Annotated in this window: 16 protein-coding genes and 2 other annotated features; all 16 genes read right to left on the bottom strand. The window is 48.8% G+C overall.

The window, feature by feature from the left end:
- Positions 1 to 6: 6 nt before the first annotated feature.
- The 16 genes from rpoB to gltX all read right to left on the bottom strand — a co-directional run bounded on the left by rpoB (position 7) and on the right by gltX (position 14,875).
- The gene (gene rpoB / locus JZI27_RS17500; RefSeq protein ID WP_122910117.1) at positions 7 to 3,546 is read right to left on the bottom strand and encodes a DNA-directed RNA polymerase subunit beta; all 3,540 of its coding nucleotides are present in this window, start codon (positions 3,544 to 3,546) and stop codon (positions 7 to 9) included.
- Between the two features lie 307 nt (positions 3,547 to 3,853).
- Positions 3,854 to 4,450: a class I SAM-dependent methyltransferase gene (locus JZI27_RS17495; protein WP_122910116.1), complete on the bottom strand. Its 597-nt coding sequence runs from the start codon at positions 4,448 to 4,450 to the stop codon at positions 3,854 to 3,856.
- A gap of 261 nt (positions 4,451 to 4,711) precedes the next feature.
- The gene (rplL, locus tag JZI27_RS17490) at positions 4,712 to 5,074 is read right to left on the bottom strand and encodes a 50S ribosomal protein L7/L12 (protein ID WP_122910115.1); all 363 of its coding nucleotides are present in this window, start codon (positions 5,072 to 5,074) and stop codon (positions 4,712 to 4,714) included.
- A 58-nt stretch (positions 5,075 to 5,132) separates the two neighbouring features.
- Positions 5,133 to 5,648 (bottom strand): 50S ribosomal protein L10, encoded by a 516-nt coding sequence (rplJ, locus tag JZI27_RS17485; protein WP_122910114.1) that lies wholly within the window; start codon positions 5,646 to 5,648, stop codon positions 5,133 to 5,135.
- Positions 5,649 to 5,672: 24 nt separating this feature from the next.
- Positions 5,673 to 5,835 (bottom strand) — a sequence feature (ribosomal protein L10 leader region).
- Between the two features lie 47 nt (positions 5,836 to 5,882).
- A complete protein-coding gene (gene rplA, locus JZI27_RS17480; protein WP_122910113.1) occupies positions 5,883 to 6,566 on the bottom strand; it encodes a 50S ribosomal protein L1 in 684 nt (227 codons plus the stop codon).
- 89 nt (positions 6,567 to 6,655) lie between these two features.
- Positions 6,656 to 7,081: a 50S ribosomal protein L11 gene (gene rplK / locus JZI27_RS17475; protein WP_005828886.1), complete on the bottom strand. Its 426-nt coding sequence runs from the start codon at positions 7,079 to 7,081 to the stop codon at positions 6,656 to 6,658.
- Between the two features lie 192 nt (positions 7,082 to 7,273).
- Positions 7,274 to 7,810, bottom strand: coding sequence for a transcription termination/antitermination protein NusG (gene nusG / locus JZI27_RS17470; protein ID WP_023558756.1), 537 nt, complete (start codon positions 7,808 to 7,810; stop codon positions 7,274 to 7,276).
- A 45-nt stretch (positions 7,811 to 7,855) separates the two neighbouring features.
- The gene (gene secE / locus JZI27_RS17465; RefSeq protein ID WP_122910112.1) at positions 7,856 to 8,071 is read right to left on the bottom strand and encodes a preprotein translocase subunit SecE; all 216 of its coding nucleotides are present in this window, start codon (positions 8,069 to 8,071) and stop codon (positions 7,856 to 7,858) included.
- A 30-nt stretch (positions 8,072 to 8,101) separates the two neighbouring features.
- A complete protein-coding gene (rpmG, locus tag JZI27_RS17460; protein WP_003392018.1) occupies positions 8,102 to 8,251 on the bottom strand; it encodes a 50S ribosomal protein L33 in 150 nt (49 codons plus the stop codon).
- Positions 8,252 to 8,584: 333 nt separating this feature from the next.
- Positions 8,585 to 9,235, bottom strand: a complete 651-nt coding sequence (sigH, locus tag JZI27_RS17455) for an RNA polymerase sporulation sigma factor SigH (protein WP_122910162.1) — start codon at positions 9,233 to 9,235, stop codon at positions 8,585 to 8,587.
- Between the two features lie 80 nt (positions 9,236 to 9,315).
- Positions 9,316 to 9,840, bottom strand: coding sequence for an NYN domain-containing protein (locus tag JZI27_RS17450; RefSeq protein ID WP_122910110.1), 525 nt, complete (start codon positions 9,838 to 9,840; stop codon positions 9,316 to 9,318).
- A gap of 1 nt (position 9,841) precedes the next feature.
- Positions 9,842 to 10,597 (bottom strand): 23S rRNA (guanosine(2251)-2'-O)-methyltransferase RlmB, encoded by a 756-nt coding sequence (gene rlmB, locus JZI27_RS17445; protein WP_251244634.1) that lies wholly within the window; start codon positions 10,595 to 10,597, stop codon positions 9,842 to 9,844.
- On the bottom strand, positions 10,590 to 11,003 hold the full coding sequence (locus JZI27_RS17440) for a Mini-ribonuclease 3 (RefSeq protein WP_122910108.1): 414 nt from the start codon (positions 11,001 to 11,003) through the stop codon (positions 10,590 to 10,592). Before JZI27_RS17440 ends, rlmB begins: the two co-directional genes overlap by 8 nt.
- A gap of 15 nt (positions 11,004 to 11,018) precedes the next feature.
- Positions 11,019 to 12,425, bottom strand: coding sequence for a cysteine--tRNA ligase (gene cysS / locus JZI27_RS17435; protein ID WP_122910107.1), 1,407 nt, complete (start codon positions 12,423 to 12,425; stop codon positions 11,019 to 11,021).
- Positions 12,406 to 13,071, bottom strand: a complete 666-nt coding sequence (gene cysE, locus JZI27_RS17430; RefSeq protein ID WP_251244633.1) for a serine O-acetyltransferase — start codon at positions 13,069 to 13,071, stop codon at positions 12,406 to 12,408. Before cysE ends, cysS begins: the two co-directional genes overlap by 20 nt.
- 66 nt (positions 13,072 to 13,137) lie before the next feature.
- Positions 13,138 to 13,383: a binding site (T-box leader), on the bottom strand.
- Between the two features lie 25 nt (positions 13,384 to 13,408).
- Positions 13,409 to 14,875 carry a glutamate--tRNA ligase gene (gene gltX, locus JZI27_RS17420; protein ID WP_280208458.1) on the bottom strand — a complete coding sequence of 489 codons (1,467 nt, stop codon included), beginning with the start codon at positions 14,873 to 14,875 and terminating at the stop codon, positions 13,409 to 13,411.
- Positions 14,876 to 14,915: the final 40 nt, after the last annotated feature.

Here is a 14,915-nt window from a genome sequence, read left to right as displayed (position 1 = left end):
GGAATCTTACTCTGCTTCCGAGCTTCCACCTTCAAGCACGAGGTTCAGCTTTTCGCCATTGCCCTCATCCTCGTCTTCCATTTCTCGCATTTCAATCTCCTGCTCGTCACCGGACAGGATTTTCACGTCCATACCCAAGCTTTGCAGTTCCTTGATCAATACCTTGAACGACTCTGGAACGCCTGGCTCCGGTACGTTTTCTCCCTTGACGATCGCTTCGTACGTCTTCACGCGACCGACCACATCATCCGACTTGACGGTGAGGATCTCCTGCAAGGTGTAGGCTGCACCGTAAGCTTCCAATGCCCAAACCTCCATCTCCCCGAAACGCTGTCCGCCAAATTGAGCTTTACCACCCAATGGCTGCTGGGTAACGAGAGAGTATGGTCCGGTAGAACGGGCATGAATCTTGTCGTCTACCAAGTGAGCCAGTTTCAGCATGTATACGCACCCGACTGTTACACGACGATCAAACGGTTCACCTGTACGACCATCGTACAGGATGGTTTTACCGTCGCGGTCCAAGCCGGCTTCTTCCAAGGTTTCAAATACTTCGTGCTGACGCGCTCCGTCGAATACCGGCGTAGCGACGTGGATACCCAGAAGCTTAGCCGCCATACCGAGGTGAGTCTCCAATACCTGACCAATGTTCATACGAGAAGGTACGCCCAATGGGTTGAGTACGATCTCTACTGGAGAACCATCTGGCAGGAATGGCATATCTTCCTCAGGCATGATACGGGCAATAACCCCTTTGTTACCGTGGCGTCCCGCCATTTTGTCACCCACGGAGATTTTCCGTTTTTGGGCGATGTAGACACGGACGAGTTGGTTGACGCCCGGAGGCAATTCATCGCCGTTTTCACGTGTGAACACCTTGACGTCTACGATGATTCCGGAACCACCATGAGGTACACGCAGAGAAGTATCGCGAACCTCGCGAGCTTTCTCACCGAAAATCGCATGGAGGAGACGTTCTTCTGCTGTCAGTTCAGTCACACCTTTAGGCGTCACTTTACCCACCAGAATGTCGCCGTCCTGGATCTCCGCACCTACGCGAACAATCCCACGTTCGTCCAGATTTTTCAGAGCGTCTTCACCCACGTTCGGAATATCACGTGTGATTTCTTCCGGACCGAGCTTGGTATCGCGAGCTTCAGACTCGTACTCTTCAATATGGATAGACGTGTACACGTCATCCTTCACCAGTTTTTCACTCAGCAAAATCGCATCTTCGTAGTTGTATCCTTCATAGGTCATAAACGCGACAATCACGTTGCGTCCGAGAGCCAATTCGCCCTTTTCTGTGGACGGACCGTCACCAACGATATCTCCTTTTTCAATCCAATCACCGCGATTCACGATCGGGCGTTGGTTGACGCAAGTACCTTGGTTGGAACGGATAAACTTGTGCAATTTGTACTTGTCGAGATCACCAGCAACTTGCTTGCCGTCGATCTCTTTGTAACGACGGATCCAAATTTCGCGAGCTGTTACACGTTCAACTTGACCAGGATGCTTCGCCACGATCGCGACTCCAGAGTCTTGTGCTGCTTTGTGCTCCATACCGGTACCGACAAACGGTGCCTGCGGAATCAAAAGCGGAACAGCCTGCCGCTGCATGTTGGAACCCATCAACGCGCGGTTTGCGTCATCGTTCTCGAGGAACGGGATGAGCGCAGTCGCGACAGAAACAACCTGTTTCGGCGATACGTCCATGAAGTCTACCTTATCGCGTGGAACGCTCAGGATTTCACCTTTGCGTCGGCAAATAACCATGTCATTGACGAAACGACCGTCATCATCGAGTGGTTGGTTCGCCTGTGCGACGTTGAAGACATCCTCTTCGTCCGCAGTCAGGTAGCTGATGTCAGTAAGAACAAATCCTGTTTCCGGATCGACTTTACGGCGAGGTGTTTCGATAAAGCCGTAATCGTTGATTCGCGCAAACGAAGACAGGGAGTTAATCAAACCAATGTTTGGACCCTCCGGCGTCTCAATCGGACACATGCGGCCATAGTGGGAATGGTGAACGTCACGCACTTCAAAGCCGGCGCGCTCACGCGTCAAACCACCAGGACCGAGTGCGGAGAGGCGACGCTTGTGCGTCAGCTCAGCCAACGGGTTGGTCTGATCCATAAACTGAGACAGCTGCGAGCTACCAAAGAACTCCTTCAGTGAAGCAATCACCGGACGGATGTTAATAAGAGCTTGCGGTGTGATTTGATTCTGGTCTTGGATGGACATACGCTCGCGAACCACGCGCTCCATACGGGACAAACCGATACGGAACTGGTTTTGCAAGAGCTCACCCACAGAACGCAGACGACGGTTGCCCAAGTGGTCAATATCGTCAGTCGTTCCTACACCGTGCAGGAGATTCATGAAATAGTTGATTGCCGCCACGATATCTGCAGGCGTAATGTGTTTGATCGATTTTTCCACATTCCCGTTACCGATCACTTTGATGACTTTTCCGTCCTCAATCGGGGAGAATATGTTAATCGATTGCAGGTGAATCGTATCTTCTTCGAGAACTCCACCATGCGTACGAACATCAATAAAACCAACGTTCTCTTCCAGTGCATTCACAATACGGTCCAGCACACGGCGATCAATCACTTGACCAGCATCAGCGAGAATCTCACCTGTAGCGGTATCAACCAATGTTTCAGCAAGACGCTGATTGTAGAGGCGATTTTTCAAATGAAGCTTTTTGTTCATTTTATAACGACCTACAGAAGCCAGGTCGTAACGCTTCGGATCAAAGAAACGCGAGACCAATAGACTTTTCGCATTGTCTACAGTCGGCGGCTCACCCGGACGCAGGCGCTCGTAGATTTCGATCAGCGCTTTTTCAGTAGAGTCGGTGTTGTCTTTTTCCAGCGTATTCTTGATGTACTCATCTTCACCCAGCAAGTTGAGGATCTCAATGTCAGAGCCAAAGCCCAGTGCACGCAAAAGAACCGTTACCGGGATTTTACGCGTACGGTCGATGCGGACATAGATCACGTCTTTCGCATCTGTCTCCAGCTCCAGCCACGCACCCCTGTTCGGAATGACAGTAGCAGTAAACGTCTGCTTACCGTTTTTGTCCACTTTTGTGTTGTAATATACACTGGGGGAACGAACAAGCTGGCTGACAATAACGCGCTCAGCCCCATTAATAATGAAGGTTCCCGTTTCAGTCATGAGCGGGAAATCCCCCATGAAGACTTCTTGCTCCTTCACTTCTCCCGTCTCTTTGTTCAACAAACGTACCTTCACACGCAGAGGCGCCGCATAGGTGACGTCACGTTCTTTCGACTCGTCAACGTCATACTTCGGCTCTCCCAAGCTGTAGTCAATGAACTCCAGCACGAGATTGCCCGTAAAGTCCTGGATCGGTGAAATGTCCTGGAACATCTCACGCAGTCCCTCATCGAGGAACCATTGGTAGGACTTCTGCTGAATCTCGATGAGATTTGGAAGGCCCAGCACTTCGTTAATACGTGAATACGTACGACGCTGGCGATGTCGGCCACTTTGAATCACTTTACCTGCCAACTTATTCACCCCTCAGGTTGTGTTTTCACACATAGAAACTCGGCATTCGGCAACCTAACAAGCAGACGAATACCTAAAAATGAAAAATGGGTTAAATCAGCAATACCATTTTTAACCCAGAGAAACTCTATTTTAATAGAATTCCCATGTTTTTACTCGCGCATTCCTCTTTTTAGCAAAACGCGAGAAAGTGCTTGACAGAAAGGGAATTGCTGAAAAATAGACATTTATCCCATATTGACATTTTATAATACTATCATAATGGAATATTCGCGTCAAGAAAACTTTTCTAAAGTTTTGTCCTTGACTATTTCACTGCGCGGAAAATGGAATAGCCTTTCTCACGATCCACTTCGTCTACTTGCCGGTAGGTCTCCTGCAATTTCTTCAAAGCTGACGGAGCGCCCTGCTTTTTCTGAATGACCACCCACATTTCTCCGCCATCAGCTAGCAGCTCGTATCCCTCTGTAAAAATGCGGTGGACAATTTCCTTACCGGCTCGAATCGGTGGATTGGTCAGAATCACATCAAACGATTCATTCTGCACCGCGCTGTAGACATCGCTGACACGAATCTCTACATTACGAATTCCATTTCGCTCAGCATTGCGACGTGCCAAATCTGCTGCTCGCTCGTTGACATCGATCATCGTCACCTTGCCCTCATCCGCAAGCTTGGCTGCTGTCAACCCAATGGGACCGTAACCACATCCCACATCCAGCACGCGTGCTTGTTTGGGTATTTCCATATTCTCGATGAGCAAAAGACTGCCGAAATCAACACGATCCCGCGAAAAGACACCCGCATCCGTAGTGAAATGAAATTCATGTCCTCGCAAATCAAAAGTGAAATGCTGTTCATCATGCGCAGCGCCCGGCTTATTGGTGTAGTAGTGATCTGCCATGTAAATTCCACCTTCTCTCATCGATAAGAAAACCTCTGTCGCAGCCTATTAGAGGTAGGTTGGTTTATTTTGTGCCGGAAAACGAAAATACCTAAGGCTCTCATCCCCCTCGACAACAGAACCAACAATGATCGAACCCCTGCAGGAAAAACTTCTGCTATCAAGCCCTCTCGAAGAAGCTGGTCATTTCTCTTCGAGGGGGACCTTTCCTACAGAAAAACCCCCTGCCAAGGCAAGGGGATTTCCATATGGGAAGCTAACTTACTTCACTTCTACAGATGCGCCAGCTTCTTCGAGTTTTGCTTTGAGAGCTTCTGCTTCGTCTTTGGAAACGCCCTCTTTGAGTGTTTTTGGTGCGTTGTCTACCAGGTCTTTTGCTTCTTTCAGACCCAGACCAGTCAGTTCGCGAACAACTTTGATTACGTTGATTTTGGAAGCGCCACCGCTTACCAGTGTTACGTTGAACTCAGTTTGCTCAGCAGCAGCTTCAGCAGCGCCACCAGCAACAACAGCTACAGGAGCTGCAGCAGTTACACCGAATTCGTCTTCGATTGCTTTTACCAGGTCGTTCAGTTCGAGAACGGACATGCCTTTAATGGCTTCCAAGATTTGCTCTTTGCTCATTTTTAAATCCTCCATTCAAGGAATAGGTTTAGTTTTCGTTCGTTAGATGATCAGGCGATTACGCGCCTTGACCTTCTTTTTGCTCGGCCACTGCTTTGACTGCCAATGCAACGTTGCGCATAGGAGCTTGCAGGACGGAGAGAAGCATGGACAGGAGACCTTCGCGGGAAGGGAGGGAAGCCAGTGCTTGGATTTGATCAGCACCTACAACTTTACCTTCGATTACGCCGCCTTTGATTTCCAGCTTATCGTTTTTCTTCGCGAAATCAGCAATGATCTTCGCTGGAGCGATAACATCGTCTTTGGAGAACGCCAGAGCGTTTGGTCCAGTCAGATATTGATCCAGTTCAGTCAGGCTTTCTTTCTCAGTAGCCAGGCGAGTCAGGGAGTTTTTCAACACCTGGAACTCAACACCCGCTTCACGCAATTGCTTACGCAGTTCGGTTACTTGTGCTACTGTCAGACCACGGTAGTCAGCCACCACTGTAGTTTGGCTTTCACGCAGTTTGGATGCGATATCGTTGATCGCCTGTACTTTCTCTTCACGAATAACGGTTGGACGAATTTCTGCCATTGTTTACACCTCCCGTGCTCTATCTCGAAAAAAGGAAAATGCCCTCGCAGACTCACGAGGGCATAATGCTCTATCGTAAAAGGAAGGTTTCCGTTCCTCTTTCGTACATTACACGCCTCGGAGGGATATTAAGCTTCGCTCTCGCAAGCGTCGCACCTTCTGTCTACGGCATAGCATATTCATTTCATCAACAGGCACTATCTTAACAACTTCCACTAGGGAAGTCAAGCGTCATTATTTTACAGCAACGCGTACACCAGGTCCCATAGTGGAGCTGATGGTTACGTTTCTCATGTAAACACCTTTTGCAGCTGCTGGCTTCGCACGGTTCAGTGCTTCAGTCAGTGCAGCCAGGTTTTCAGCCAGCTTGTCAGCATCAAAAGATACTTTACCGATCGGAGCGTGGATGTTACCTGCTTTGTCTACACGGTACTCAATTTTACCAGCTTTGATTTCGTTAACCGCTTTGGTTACATCAAAGGTAACAGTACCGGTTTTAGGGTTTGGCATGAGGCCTTTTGGACCGAGTACACGACCCAATTTACCTACTTCACCCATCATGTCAGGAGTAGCTACGATAACGTCAAACTCGAACCAGCCACCCTGGATTTTAGCGATCATGTCTGCATCGCCTACGTAGTCTGCGCCTGCTGCTTCCGCATCCTTCGCTTTTTCGCCTTTCGCGAATACGAGAACGCGTTGTACTTTACCAGTACCGTGCGGCAATACAACAGCACCACGGATTTGTTGGTCAGCACGCTTAGGGTCTACGCCCAAACGGAATGCTGCTTCAACAGTTTCATCAAATTTGGCGGAAGCTGCTTTTTTAACCAGCTCTACACCTTCAGATACTTCGTATACTTTGTTCTTATCAATCAGCTTTACAGCCTCTTGATACTTTTTACCTTGTTTCGCCATGTTTTAAATCTCCCTTCAATGTGGTCGTAGCGGTTAATCCTCCCACAGACAGGGGGCACAACGTCTGTGCCCCCCTTGCACCAAGACAATTAGTCTTCGATTACGATACCCATAGAACGAGCTGTACCTTCAACCATGCGCATAGCCGCTTCCACGGATGCTGCGTTCAGGTCAGGGCGCTTCAGTTCTGCAATTTCACGAACTTTATCACGTTTCAGCGTAGCAACTTTTGTTTTGTTTGGTACGCCAGAACCGGACTCGATACCAGCAGCTTTCTTCAACAGAACTGCAGCTGGAGGAGTTTTGGTGATAAAAGTGAAAGAGCGGTCTTCAAATACGGTGATTTCCACCGGAATGATCATACCAACTTCGCTCTCTGTACGAGCGTTGAATTCTTTACAGAATCCCATGATGTTTACACCAGCTTGACCGAGCGCCGGACCAACTGGAGGTGCAGGGTTCGCTTTACCTGCTGGGATTTGCAATTTAATTACGCGGATAACCTTCTTAGCCACGTAAGACACCTCCTTACTTCACATGTGGTTATTACGGGGGAATGCCCCCTCCCACCGTTTGGTGAAAGCCTCGTTTATGTAAACGAAAACTTCCGATCTATAGTGAGAGTGCAAGAAACCCCAAATATTGTTGTGGGATTGTTAAAACAACATGAAATGTATCACATAGCGTCATACTTTTCAAGCTGAATCCTAATCCAATTTTTGAACTTGTGTAAAGTCTAGCTCCACCGGCGTTTCACGTCCAAAAATGTCCACCAAAACGCGGACCTTTTGTCTGTCCGGGTGAATCTCGATAATCTCCCCGGTGCGATTGGAGAAAGGACCATCTGTGACGCGCACCATATCTCGGAGAGCAAAATCGACTTTGATCTTGGGAATCTCGATTCCCATTTGCTTGAGAATCGTATCGGCCTCTTCAGGACGTAGCGCTGTCGGCTTAGAGCCAGCGCCCGTGGATCCGACAAAGCCGGTAACCCCAGGAGTGTTGCGCACGACATACCAAGAGTCGTCCGTCATCACCATTTCAACAAGAACGTATCCAGGAAACACTTTCTTCGTAACGGTGCGCTTTTTCCCGTCCTTGGTCTCTACCTCTTCTTCAGTAGGAACCAGAACGCGAAAGATCTTGTCTTCCATGCCCATCGATTCGACGCGCTTCTCTAGATTCGTTTTTACCTTGTTTTCGTAACCTGAGTACGTATGAACGACATACCATGCTTTTTCCATATCCAACAGGACGTTAACCGTCCGTCCCTCCTAAGACTTGCAAAATTACTTTCCTAAAATCAAATCGATCAAGCGAGAAATACCCAAATCAATAACAAAGAAGAACACAGCAAGCAGCACAACCGTGATGATTACGACAATCGTGTAGGTTGTCAGTTCCTTACGGTTAGGCCAGCGCACCTTCTTCAATTCGGACATAACGTCGCCAAAAAAAGAACCTGTACGGCGGAAACTAGCTCCAATTCGTGCTAAGAACCCCATATTGCCACCCCCAGACTTGGTCGCCAAGCATTACTTCGTCTCGCGATGAAGGGTTTGCTTCTTGTCACGGGAGCAATACTTTTTCAGTTCAACACGTTCAGTAGTAGTGCGCTTGTTCTTGGTCGAGATATAGTTACGCTCGCCACACTCTGTGCACGCCAACGTGATGTTTACTCGCATTTATTGCCACCTCCATCTCATTTCAAACCTGCTATTGTTGAAAGTAAACCCGATGATTAATAGTACGGGAAAACCGCTACTTTTTCCTGACCATTTCACCTAAAAGTAACCATAGAAAAAGAGAGATAAGAGTCTATGGCTACCTAAACAAATTTATCACACCCAAAAACTCATGTCAACAAAACGTCTTGACAAAAGGAATGCATATTGTTCCATACGCAAACAAACGGTCGTGACCGTTTATTTGCAGACCGCAAGCGGTCACATCCTGTTTAATGAAAAACGTCGAGACGTTTTTCACAGAAAAAAAAAAAAAAAAAGAGATTCTCTGTTTTACAGATGAATCTCTCTTCCTTCCAGGTAACGCTCTAATTTTCGCTTCACGCGCTGGAGCGCATTGTCGATCGATTTGACGTGACGCTTTAGCTCGACGGCAATCTGCTGATAGGATCGCCCATCCAAATAAAGCATCAGTACTTGCCGTTCCAGATCACTCAGGATCTCACTCATCTTGCCCTCAATGTCGTCAAACTCTTCACGATTGATGAACAGCTCTTCCGGATCGGTCACTTTGGTTCCGCAGATCACATCCAGCAATGTGCGGTCAGAGTCCTCGTCGTAAATGGGCTTGTCCAGAGACACGTAGGAGTTGAGGGGAATATGCTTTTGTCGGGTAGCCGTCTTGATTGCCGTAATGATCTGACGAGTAATGCAAAGCTCAGCAAAAGCCTTGAACGATGTCAGTTTATCCCCGCGGAAGTCGCGAATGGATTTGTACAGCCCAATCATGCCTTCCTGCACAATATCTTCGCGGTCAGCCCCAATAAGAAAATAGGATCTGGCCTTGGCACGGACGAAGTTCTTGTACTTGTTGATCAAGTACTCCAATGCTTCGGTGTCATCATCGCGAACGAGATCGACTACCTCTTCGTCGGTCAATAGCTCATATTGGGCATGCTTCAACTCCTTGAGGTCAACAATCACTCTCGATCCCTCCGCCAGCCGTTCTCCATAGATGACGCTATTATACATGATGCCGTAAAAAAGCGTCAACCAAATCCAGGTTATTCCCTTCGCCATTTTTCGAATATTTTCGCTATTTCATCATCCAGTGAAATGCGCTTCGAGAAACGTTCCTCGTGTGTTTTTTCGACTTGCTGCTTGATCTCCTTGCCCGCATTTTCCATGTCAAGCAACAACTCCCGTGCGGATTTACGCAAGGCACCTTGTCCAAAAATAACACGCTGGGAAGTATAGTCAGAAGTAGCTACGTAAATTTGTCGATTTTTCTGTTGATATTGGGAAACAATCTGCTCAATTTTTTCATCCGCAGTTTCTTTTTTCTTCGTAAAGTATACTTCAACCTGGTAATCCTCGATCTGGCGACCCGGTCCAGGTACATTGTAGGCATCAAAAACAATCATGACCTTCGTACCTGTGTAGCTCTGGTACTCCGCCATTTTGGAAATCAACATGTCGCGCGCCTCATCCATGCGATCCTGGTCTTTCAGCGCGCGCAAGTCTGGCCAGGCACCGATGATATTGTAACCGTCCACGATCAACAGTTGCTTGGCTTTCCGTTTGGCCATATCACTTCACCCGAGTCGGTAGCGGACATCGGGAACGATATACCTCATACATCAACAGGGCGGCAGCAACAGAAGCATTCAATGAGGTGACGTTGCCAGCCATCGGCAGACTGAAAAGAAAATCGCAGTTTTCGCGAACCAATCGGCTGATTCCCTTGCCTTCACTGCCGATGACTACGGCAAGCGGCATGGTAAAGTCGCCTTGTCGAAAATCTTGCTTGGCGCTGGCATCCGTACCTGCGATCCAGACTCCGCGCTCCTTCAGCTCCTCCATCGTACGGACGAGATTGGTCACACGAGCGACAGGCACGTAGTTGATCGCGCCTGCCGATGCCTTGGCTACGGTCGCAGTCAGGCTTACAGAACGCCGCTTCGGGATGACCACCCCATGTACGCCTACTGCATCTGCTGTACGCAGAATGGAGCCCAGGTTATGAGGGTCCTCCAGTTCATCCAGCAAGAGGATAAAAGGCACTTCATTCTTCTCCTCTGCACGTCGCAGGATGTCGTCTACCTCTACATAATCATAGGCTGCTACAGATGCAATCACGCCCTGGTGATTGTCCGTCGAGCTCAACGTGTCCAGCTTTTTACGGTTGGCTGTCGTTACGATTACACCCTGATCCTTTGCCAACGCAAAGATGGGACCCATCAAATTTTTGTTAGTTCCTTCCGCAATCCAGATTTTATTGATCGTTCGCCCCGATCGCAAGGCCTCAATCACCGGGTTTTTCCCGACAATCCACTCTTCACTCATGTTCCGTGTCTCCTTCCACAATGGCAAATGCCTGCTGCATGATTTCTGCGATCCGCTCTTCTTTTCCATTCAAATACAGGTACCCGATCAATGCCTCGAATGCAGTCGCGTGACGATAGTCGATAATATCTGCATTTTTTGCCGTGGAGCCTGATTTGGCATTGCGCCCGCGCTTGACGATGTTGACCTCATCCTCTGGCAAATCAGGCAAAAGCGTCAGCAGGATATTGGCTTGGGCTTTTGCGGATACATAGCGATTCGCCGTTTTGTGGAGCTGGTTTGGTTTTACCAGCCCCCTGGCGATCAAATGGTACCTGACACAATGCGCATACGTAGCATCACCCAAAAAGGCGAGCACGAGTGGATTGGTTTGATTGGGGTCACGGGTTAATTCTTCTTTTTGCATCAGTTCTTTAGCTCCTTACTTCCGGCGCCAGCGCACACCCTGTGGCGTGTCTTCCAGCACAATCCCTTTTGCCGCGAGCAGGTCGCGGATCTCATCAGCACGAGCAAAATTTCGCGATGCCCGCGCTTCGGTCCGCTCTACAATCAATGCGTCAATGTCGCTGTCCAGCAATTCCTCTTCTTGCTCGAGAATAAGCCCAAGGACGTCAGTCAGCTCCAGCAGCAATTCCTTGTAGGCGCGAATTTCTTGTACGCCAACGTTTTGAGAAGTCATATATTGATTTGCTTCCTTCACCACTTCAAACAGAACCGTAATCGCATTCGCGGTATTCAAATCGTCATCCATTTCCTTGATAAAACGATTCCGCAGGTCGCTGATGATCTGTGCTTGCTGCTCAGCCTGGCCGTTCGGCTCTACTTCACGCGCAGTCTCCAAACGATGCCCCAGATTATGATAGGCTGTTTTCATTCGTTCTAAACTGTTGGCTGCTTGCTCCAGCAGCTCATCGCTGAAATTGATCGGGTTGCGGTAATGTCCTTGCAGCATGAAGAATCGAATCAGCTGCCCGCCAAATTGCTGAATCAGATCGCGAGCCAGTACGAAGTTGCCCAGGGATTTGGACATCTTTTCATTGTTGATGTTAAGCATGCCATTATGCAGCCAATAGCGTGCGAATACTTTACCTGTATAGCATTCTGATTGCGCGATCTCATTTTCATGATGCGGGAATACCAGATCGGTACCGCCAGCGTGAATGTCGATCTGCTCTCCCAGGAATTTCAATGCCATCGCCGAGCACTCGATGTGCCATCCCGGACGGCCATCTCCCCAAGGACTGCTCCAGCTTACTTCCTTGTCCTTGGCTGCTTTCCACAAGGCAAAATCGAGAGGATGCTCTTTCTTCTCGTTGATTTCTACCCGCGCTCCCGCCTGCAAGTCATCCAGCGGCTGATGAGAGAGCTTTCCGTAGTCGCCAAATCGGCCGGTACGGAAATACACGTCACCTTCGCTTTCATAGGCAAATCCTTTTTCAATCAAGCCCTCAATAAATTCAATGATCTCCGGAATCGTCTGCATGACACGCGGCTGGATATCAGGAGGCAAGATGTTCATATTGTGCAAATCCTGATTAAAGGCATCTGTGTACCGATCCGCTACCTCCTTGACGGTCACGCCTTCCTCGTTGGCTACGCGAATCAGCTTGTCATCGACATCAGTAATGTTTTGTACAAAGGTGACTTCATAGCCGCGGTATTTGAGATAGCGGCGCAACGTATCAAATGTAATAGCCGGACGGGAATTCCCGATGTGAATATAGTTGTAAACCGTCGGACCACACACGTACATCTTTACCTTGCCAGGCTCCAACGGTATGAACTCTTCCTTCCGACGGGTCATCGTATTAGTGAATTGAATGCTCATTCTTCTTTTTATCCTCCCTCAAAAGATCCAATTCCTTGCGCAAGCCTTCAATTTCCTTCTGCATCTGCCGAAGCGTATCAGCAACAGGGTCAGGCACATTCACATGATCGAGATCGCATTTCACTCTTTTTCCGTCCTGAATGACGATGCGACCTTTGATGCCTACTACCGTGGAATTGGGCGGAACCTCCTGCAAGACGACCGCGCCTGCACCGATCTTTGAATTATCGCCAATTTTGAAGGAGCCCAATACTTTTGCCCCGGTTGCGATAATGACGTCATTGCCGATCGTCGGATGCCGCTTTCCTTTTTCCTTCCCGGTTCCTCCAAGCGTAACGCCTTGATAAATTGTCACGTTGTCACCGATCTCACACGTTTCTCCGATCACTACACCTGTTCCATGATCGATAAACAAGCCTTTTCCGATACGCGCGCCCGGATGAATCTCAATACCCGTCAAAAAGCGGGTGAACTGAGAAACAGCGCGCGCCAGTGTACACCAGCCTGCCTTCCAAAACTTGTGCGCAATCCGGTATCCCCAGATGGCGTGCAAGCCTGAGTAGGTTAAGACGACCTCCAGTGTGCTGCGGGCTGCCGGATCTCGTTCGAATACTGCTTGAATGTCTTCTTTCATCTGAGCAAACATAGGTCTCCACCTCCTACGTGATGTTCATAAACCAAAAAACCGCCTCTGCCTCCTTCATAAAGAAGGGACAGAGACGGTTCATTTACCGCGGTTCCACTCTGCTTAGATCGCCACCAGGACAATCTCGCTCCAATCCCGGTAACGGCGGGAAGCCGATGCCACATACTTGCACACAGATCGGGCTTGCGATCCGGTGCGTTCCGTTCATTGCTCTCAGGGGCATTTCCAGACAGCGTACGTGGATGGCTCTCACCTTTCCATCCTCTCTGTGGACGTATCATCTCCTGTACTTCTCCTGATCATCGCGTCGTATTCAATATATGGAATAACGCTGGGATTACTCCCCGTGTGCCAAAACATGGTTCGTGCGCGCCAGCACTTTGTCACGACCGAGCAGGAATAGCGTTTCCGCCAAATCGCGTCCATGTGCCTGGCCGGTAGCCGCCACACGAACTGGCATAAACAACGCTTTACCTTTAAAGCCCGTTTCCTTCTGCACTTCTTTCAGCACAGCCTTGATAATATCTACATTATATTCGTCATTTGCCGACAGGTGTTTCGCAAAAGAGGTCAAAACTGCTGGCAACTGCTCTTCTTTCAAAACAGCTCTAGCCTCTTCATCGTACACCACTTCGTCGAGGAAGAAAAGAGCCGCCAACGGAACGATTTGAGCACAGTATGACATTTGCTCCTGATACAAGGCAACAATGCTGCGTACCCATGCGCGTTTCTCGCTGGACAAAACCTCTTCGATGAAACCAGCTTTTTGCAAATGAGGAATACACATATCGGTAATGGTGTCCAACGGCTGACGTTTCAAATAGTAGTTGTTCATCCAGTTCATTTTGGTCGAATCAAAAACCGCAGGCGATTTATTGACACGGTCCATCGAGAAGAGCTTGATCAGATCATCCTTCAAGAAAATCTCTTCTTCTCCGCCTGGCGACCAACCGAGCAGGACGAGGAAGTTGACGATCGCTTCCGGCAAGAATCCGAGCTCACGGTACTGCTCGATAAACTGGATGATGCTCTCGTCGCGTTTAGACATCTTTTTGCCTTCTGTATTCAGAATCAGCGCCAAGTGAGCAAAGCGAGGTGCTTCCCAGCCAAACGCTTCATAGATCATCAACTGTCTCGGCGTGTTGGACAGATGCTCTTCACCGCGGATGACGTGACTGATTTTCATCAGGTAATCGTCAATCACAACCGCAAAGTTATAGGTAGGAATACCGTCAGGACGACAGATGACAAAGTCGCCCATTTCACTGGAATTGAAGGTAACTTGTCCACGAATCATATCATCGACAACGTATTCGCGATTGTCATGCACGAGGAAGTGAATAGACGGAACACGTCCCTCTGCTTCGTATTGGGCACGCTGCTCGTCTGTAACATGACGATGCTTTTCCAGGATACGCGGTGTTTCGCCACGTGCGAGCTGCTCTTCGCGCTCAGCATCCAGTTCTTCTTTGGTAGCGTAGCAGTAATAGGCTTTCCCTTCTGCGAGCAATTGATCAATATACTTGCGATAGATGTCCAGGCGCTCAGTCTGACGGTAAGGAGCATAATCTCCCCCTACATCGGTACCTTCTTCCCACTCAACACCCAGCCACTTCAAATTTTTCATCTGCTCTTCGTCTGCGTTTTCCTTGTTGCGGGTTTGGTCCGTATCCTCAATCCGTACGATAAAGGAACCGCCGTGATGTTTGGCAAACAAATAGTTGAAAAGCGCAGTTCTCGCACCACCAATATGTAAATGCCCAGTTGGACTGGGAGCATAACGCGTGCGAATTTCTTTCGCCATGGGTAGCACCATCCTTATGAGTGTAAAAGGCTGAATATCG

Source organism: Brevibacillus sp. AY1 (assembly GCF_029870785.1).
GTDB lineage: Bacteria > Bacillota > Bacilli > Brevibacillales > Brevibacillaceae > Brevibacillus > Brevibacillus invocatus.
The sequence above is the reverse complement of the archived record's forward strand: the minus strand, read 5'-3'. Positions and strand labels throughout refer to the sequence as shown.

Bases quoted from the DNA above. Each gene is read 5' to 3' on its own strand.
- secE (WP_122910112.1), bottom strand. From the start codon at position 8,071: ATGGGGTTCTTAGCACGAATTGGAGCTAGTTTCCGCCGTACAGGTTCT.
- JZI27_RS17440 (WP_122910108.1), bottom strand. From the start codon at position 11,003: ATGCAAAAAGAAGAATTAACCCGTGACCCCAATCAAACCAATCCACTC.
- nusG (WP_023558756.1), bottom strand. From the start codon at position 7,810: ATGGAAAAAGCATGGTATGTCGTTCATACGTACTCAGGTTACGAAAAC.
- cysE (WP_251244633.1), bottom strand. From the start codon at position 13,071: ATGTTTGCTCAGATGAAAGAAGACATTCAAGCAGTATTCGAACGAGAT.
- gltX (WP_280208458.1), bottom strand. From the start codon at position 14,875: ATGGCGAAAGAAATTCGCACGCGTTATGCTCCCAGTCCAACTGGGCAT.
- rplA (WP_122910113.1), bottom strand. From the start codon at position 6,566: ATGGCGAAACAAGGTAAAAAGTATCAAGAGGCTGTAAAGCTGATTGAT.
- rplJ (WP_122910114.1), bottom strand. From the start codon at position 5,648: ATGGCAGAAATTCGTCCAACCGTTATTCGTGAAGAGAAAGTACAGGCG.
- JZI27_RS17450 (WP_122910110.1), bottom strand. From the start codon at position 9,840: ATGGCCAAACGGAAAGCCAAGCAACTGTTGATCGTGGACGGTTACAAT.
- rlmB (WP_251244634.1), bottom strand. From the start codon at position 10,597: ATGAGTGAAGAGTGGATTGTCGGGAAAAACCCGGTGATTGAGGCCTTG.
- rplL (WP_122910115.1), bottom strand. From the start codon at position 5,074: ATGAGCAAAGAGCAAATCTTGGAAGCCATTAAAGGCATGTCCGTTCTC.
- JZI27_RS17495 (WP_122910116.1), bottom strand. From the start codon at position 4,450: ATGGCAGATCACTACTACACCAATAAGCCGGGCGCTGCGCATGATGAA.
- cysS (WP_122910107.1), bottom strand. From the start codon at position 12,425: ATGAGCATTCAATTCACTAATACGATGACCCGTCGGAAGGAAGAGTTC.
- rpmG (WP_003392018.1), bottom strand. From the start codon at position 8,251: ATGCGAGTAAACATCACGTTGGCGTGCACAGAGTGTGGCGAGCGTAAC.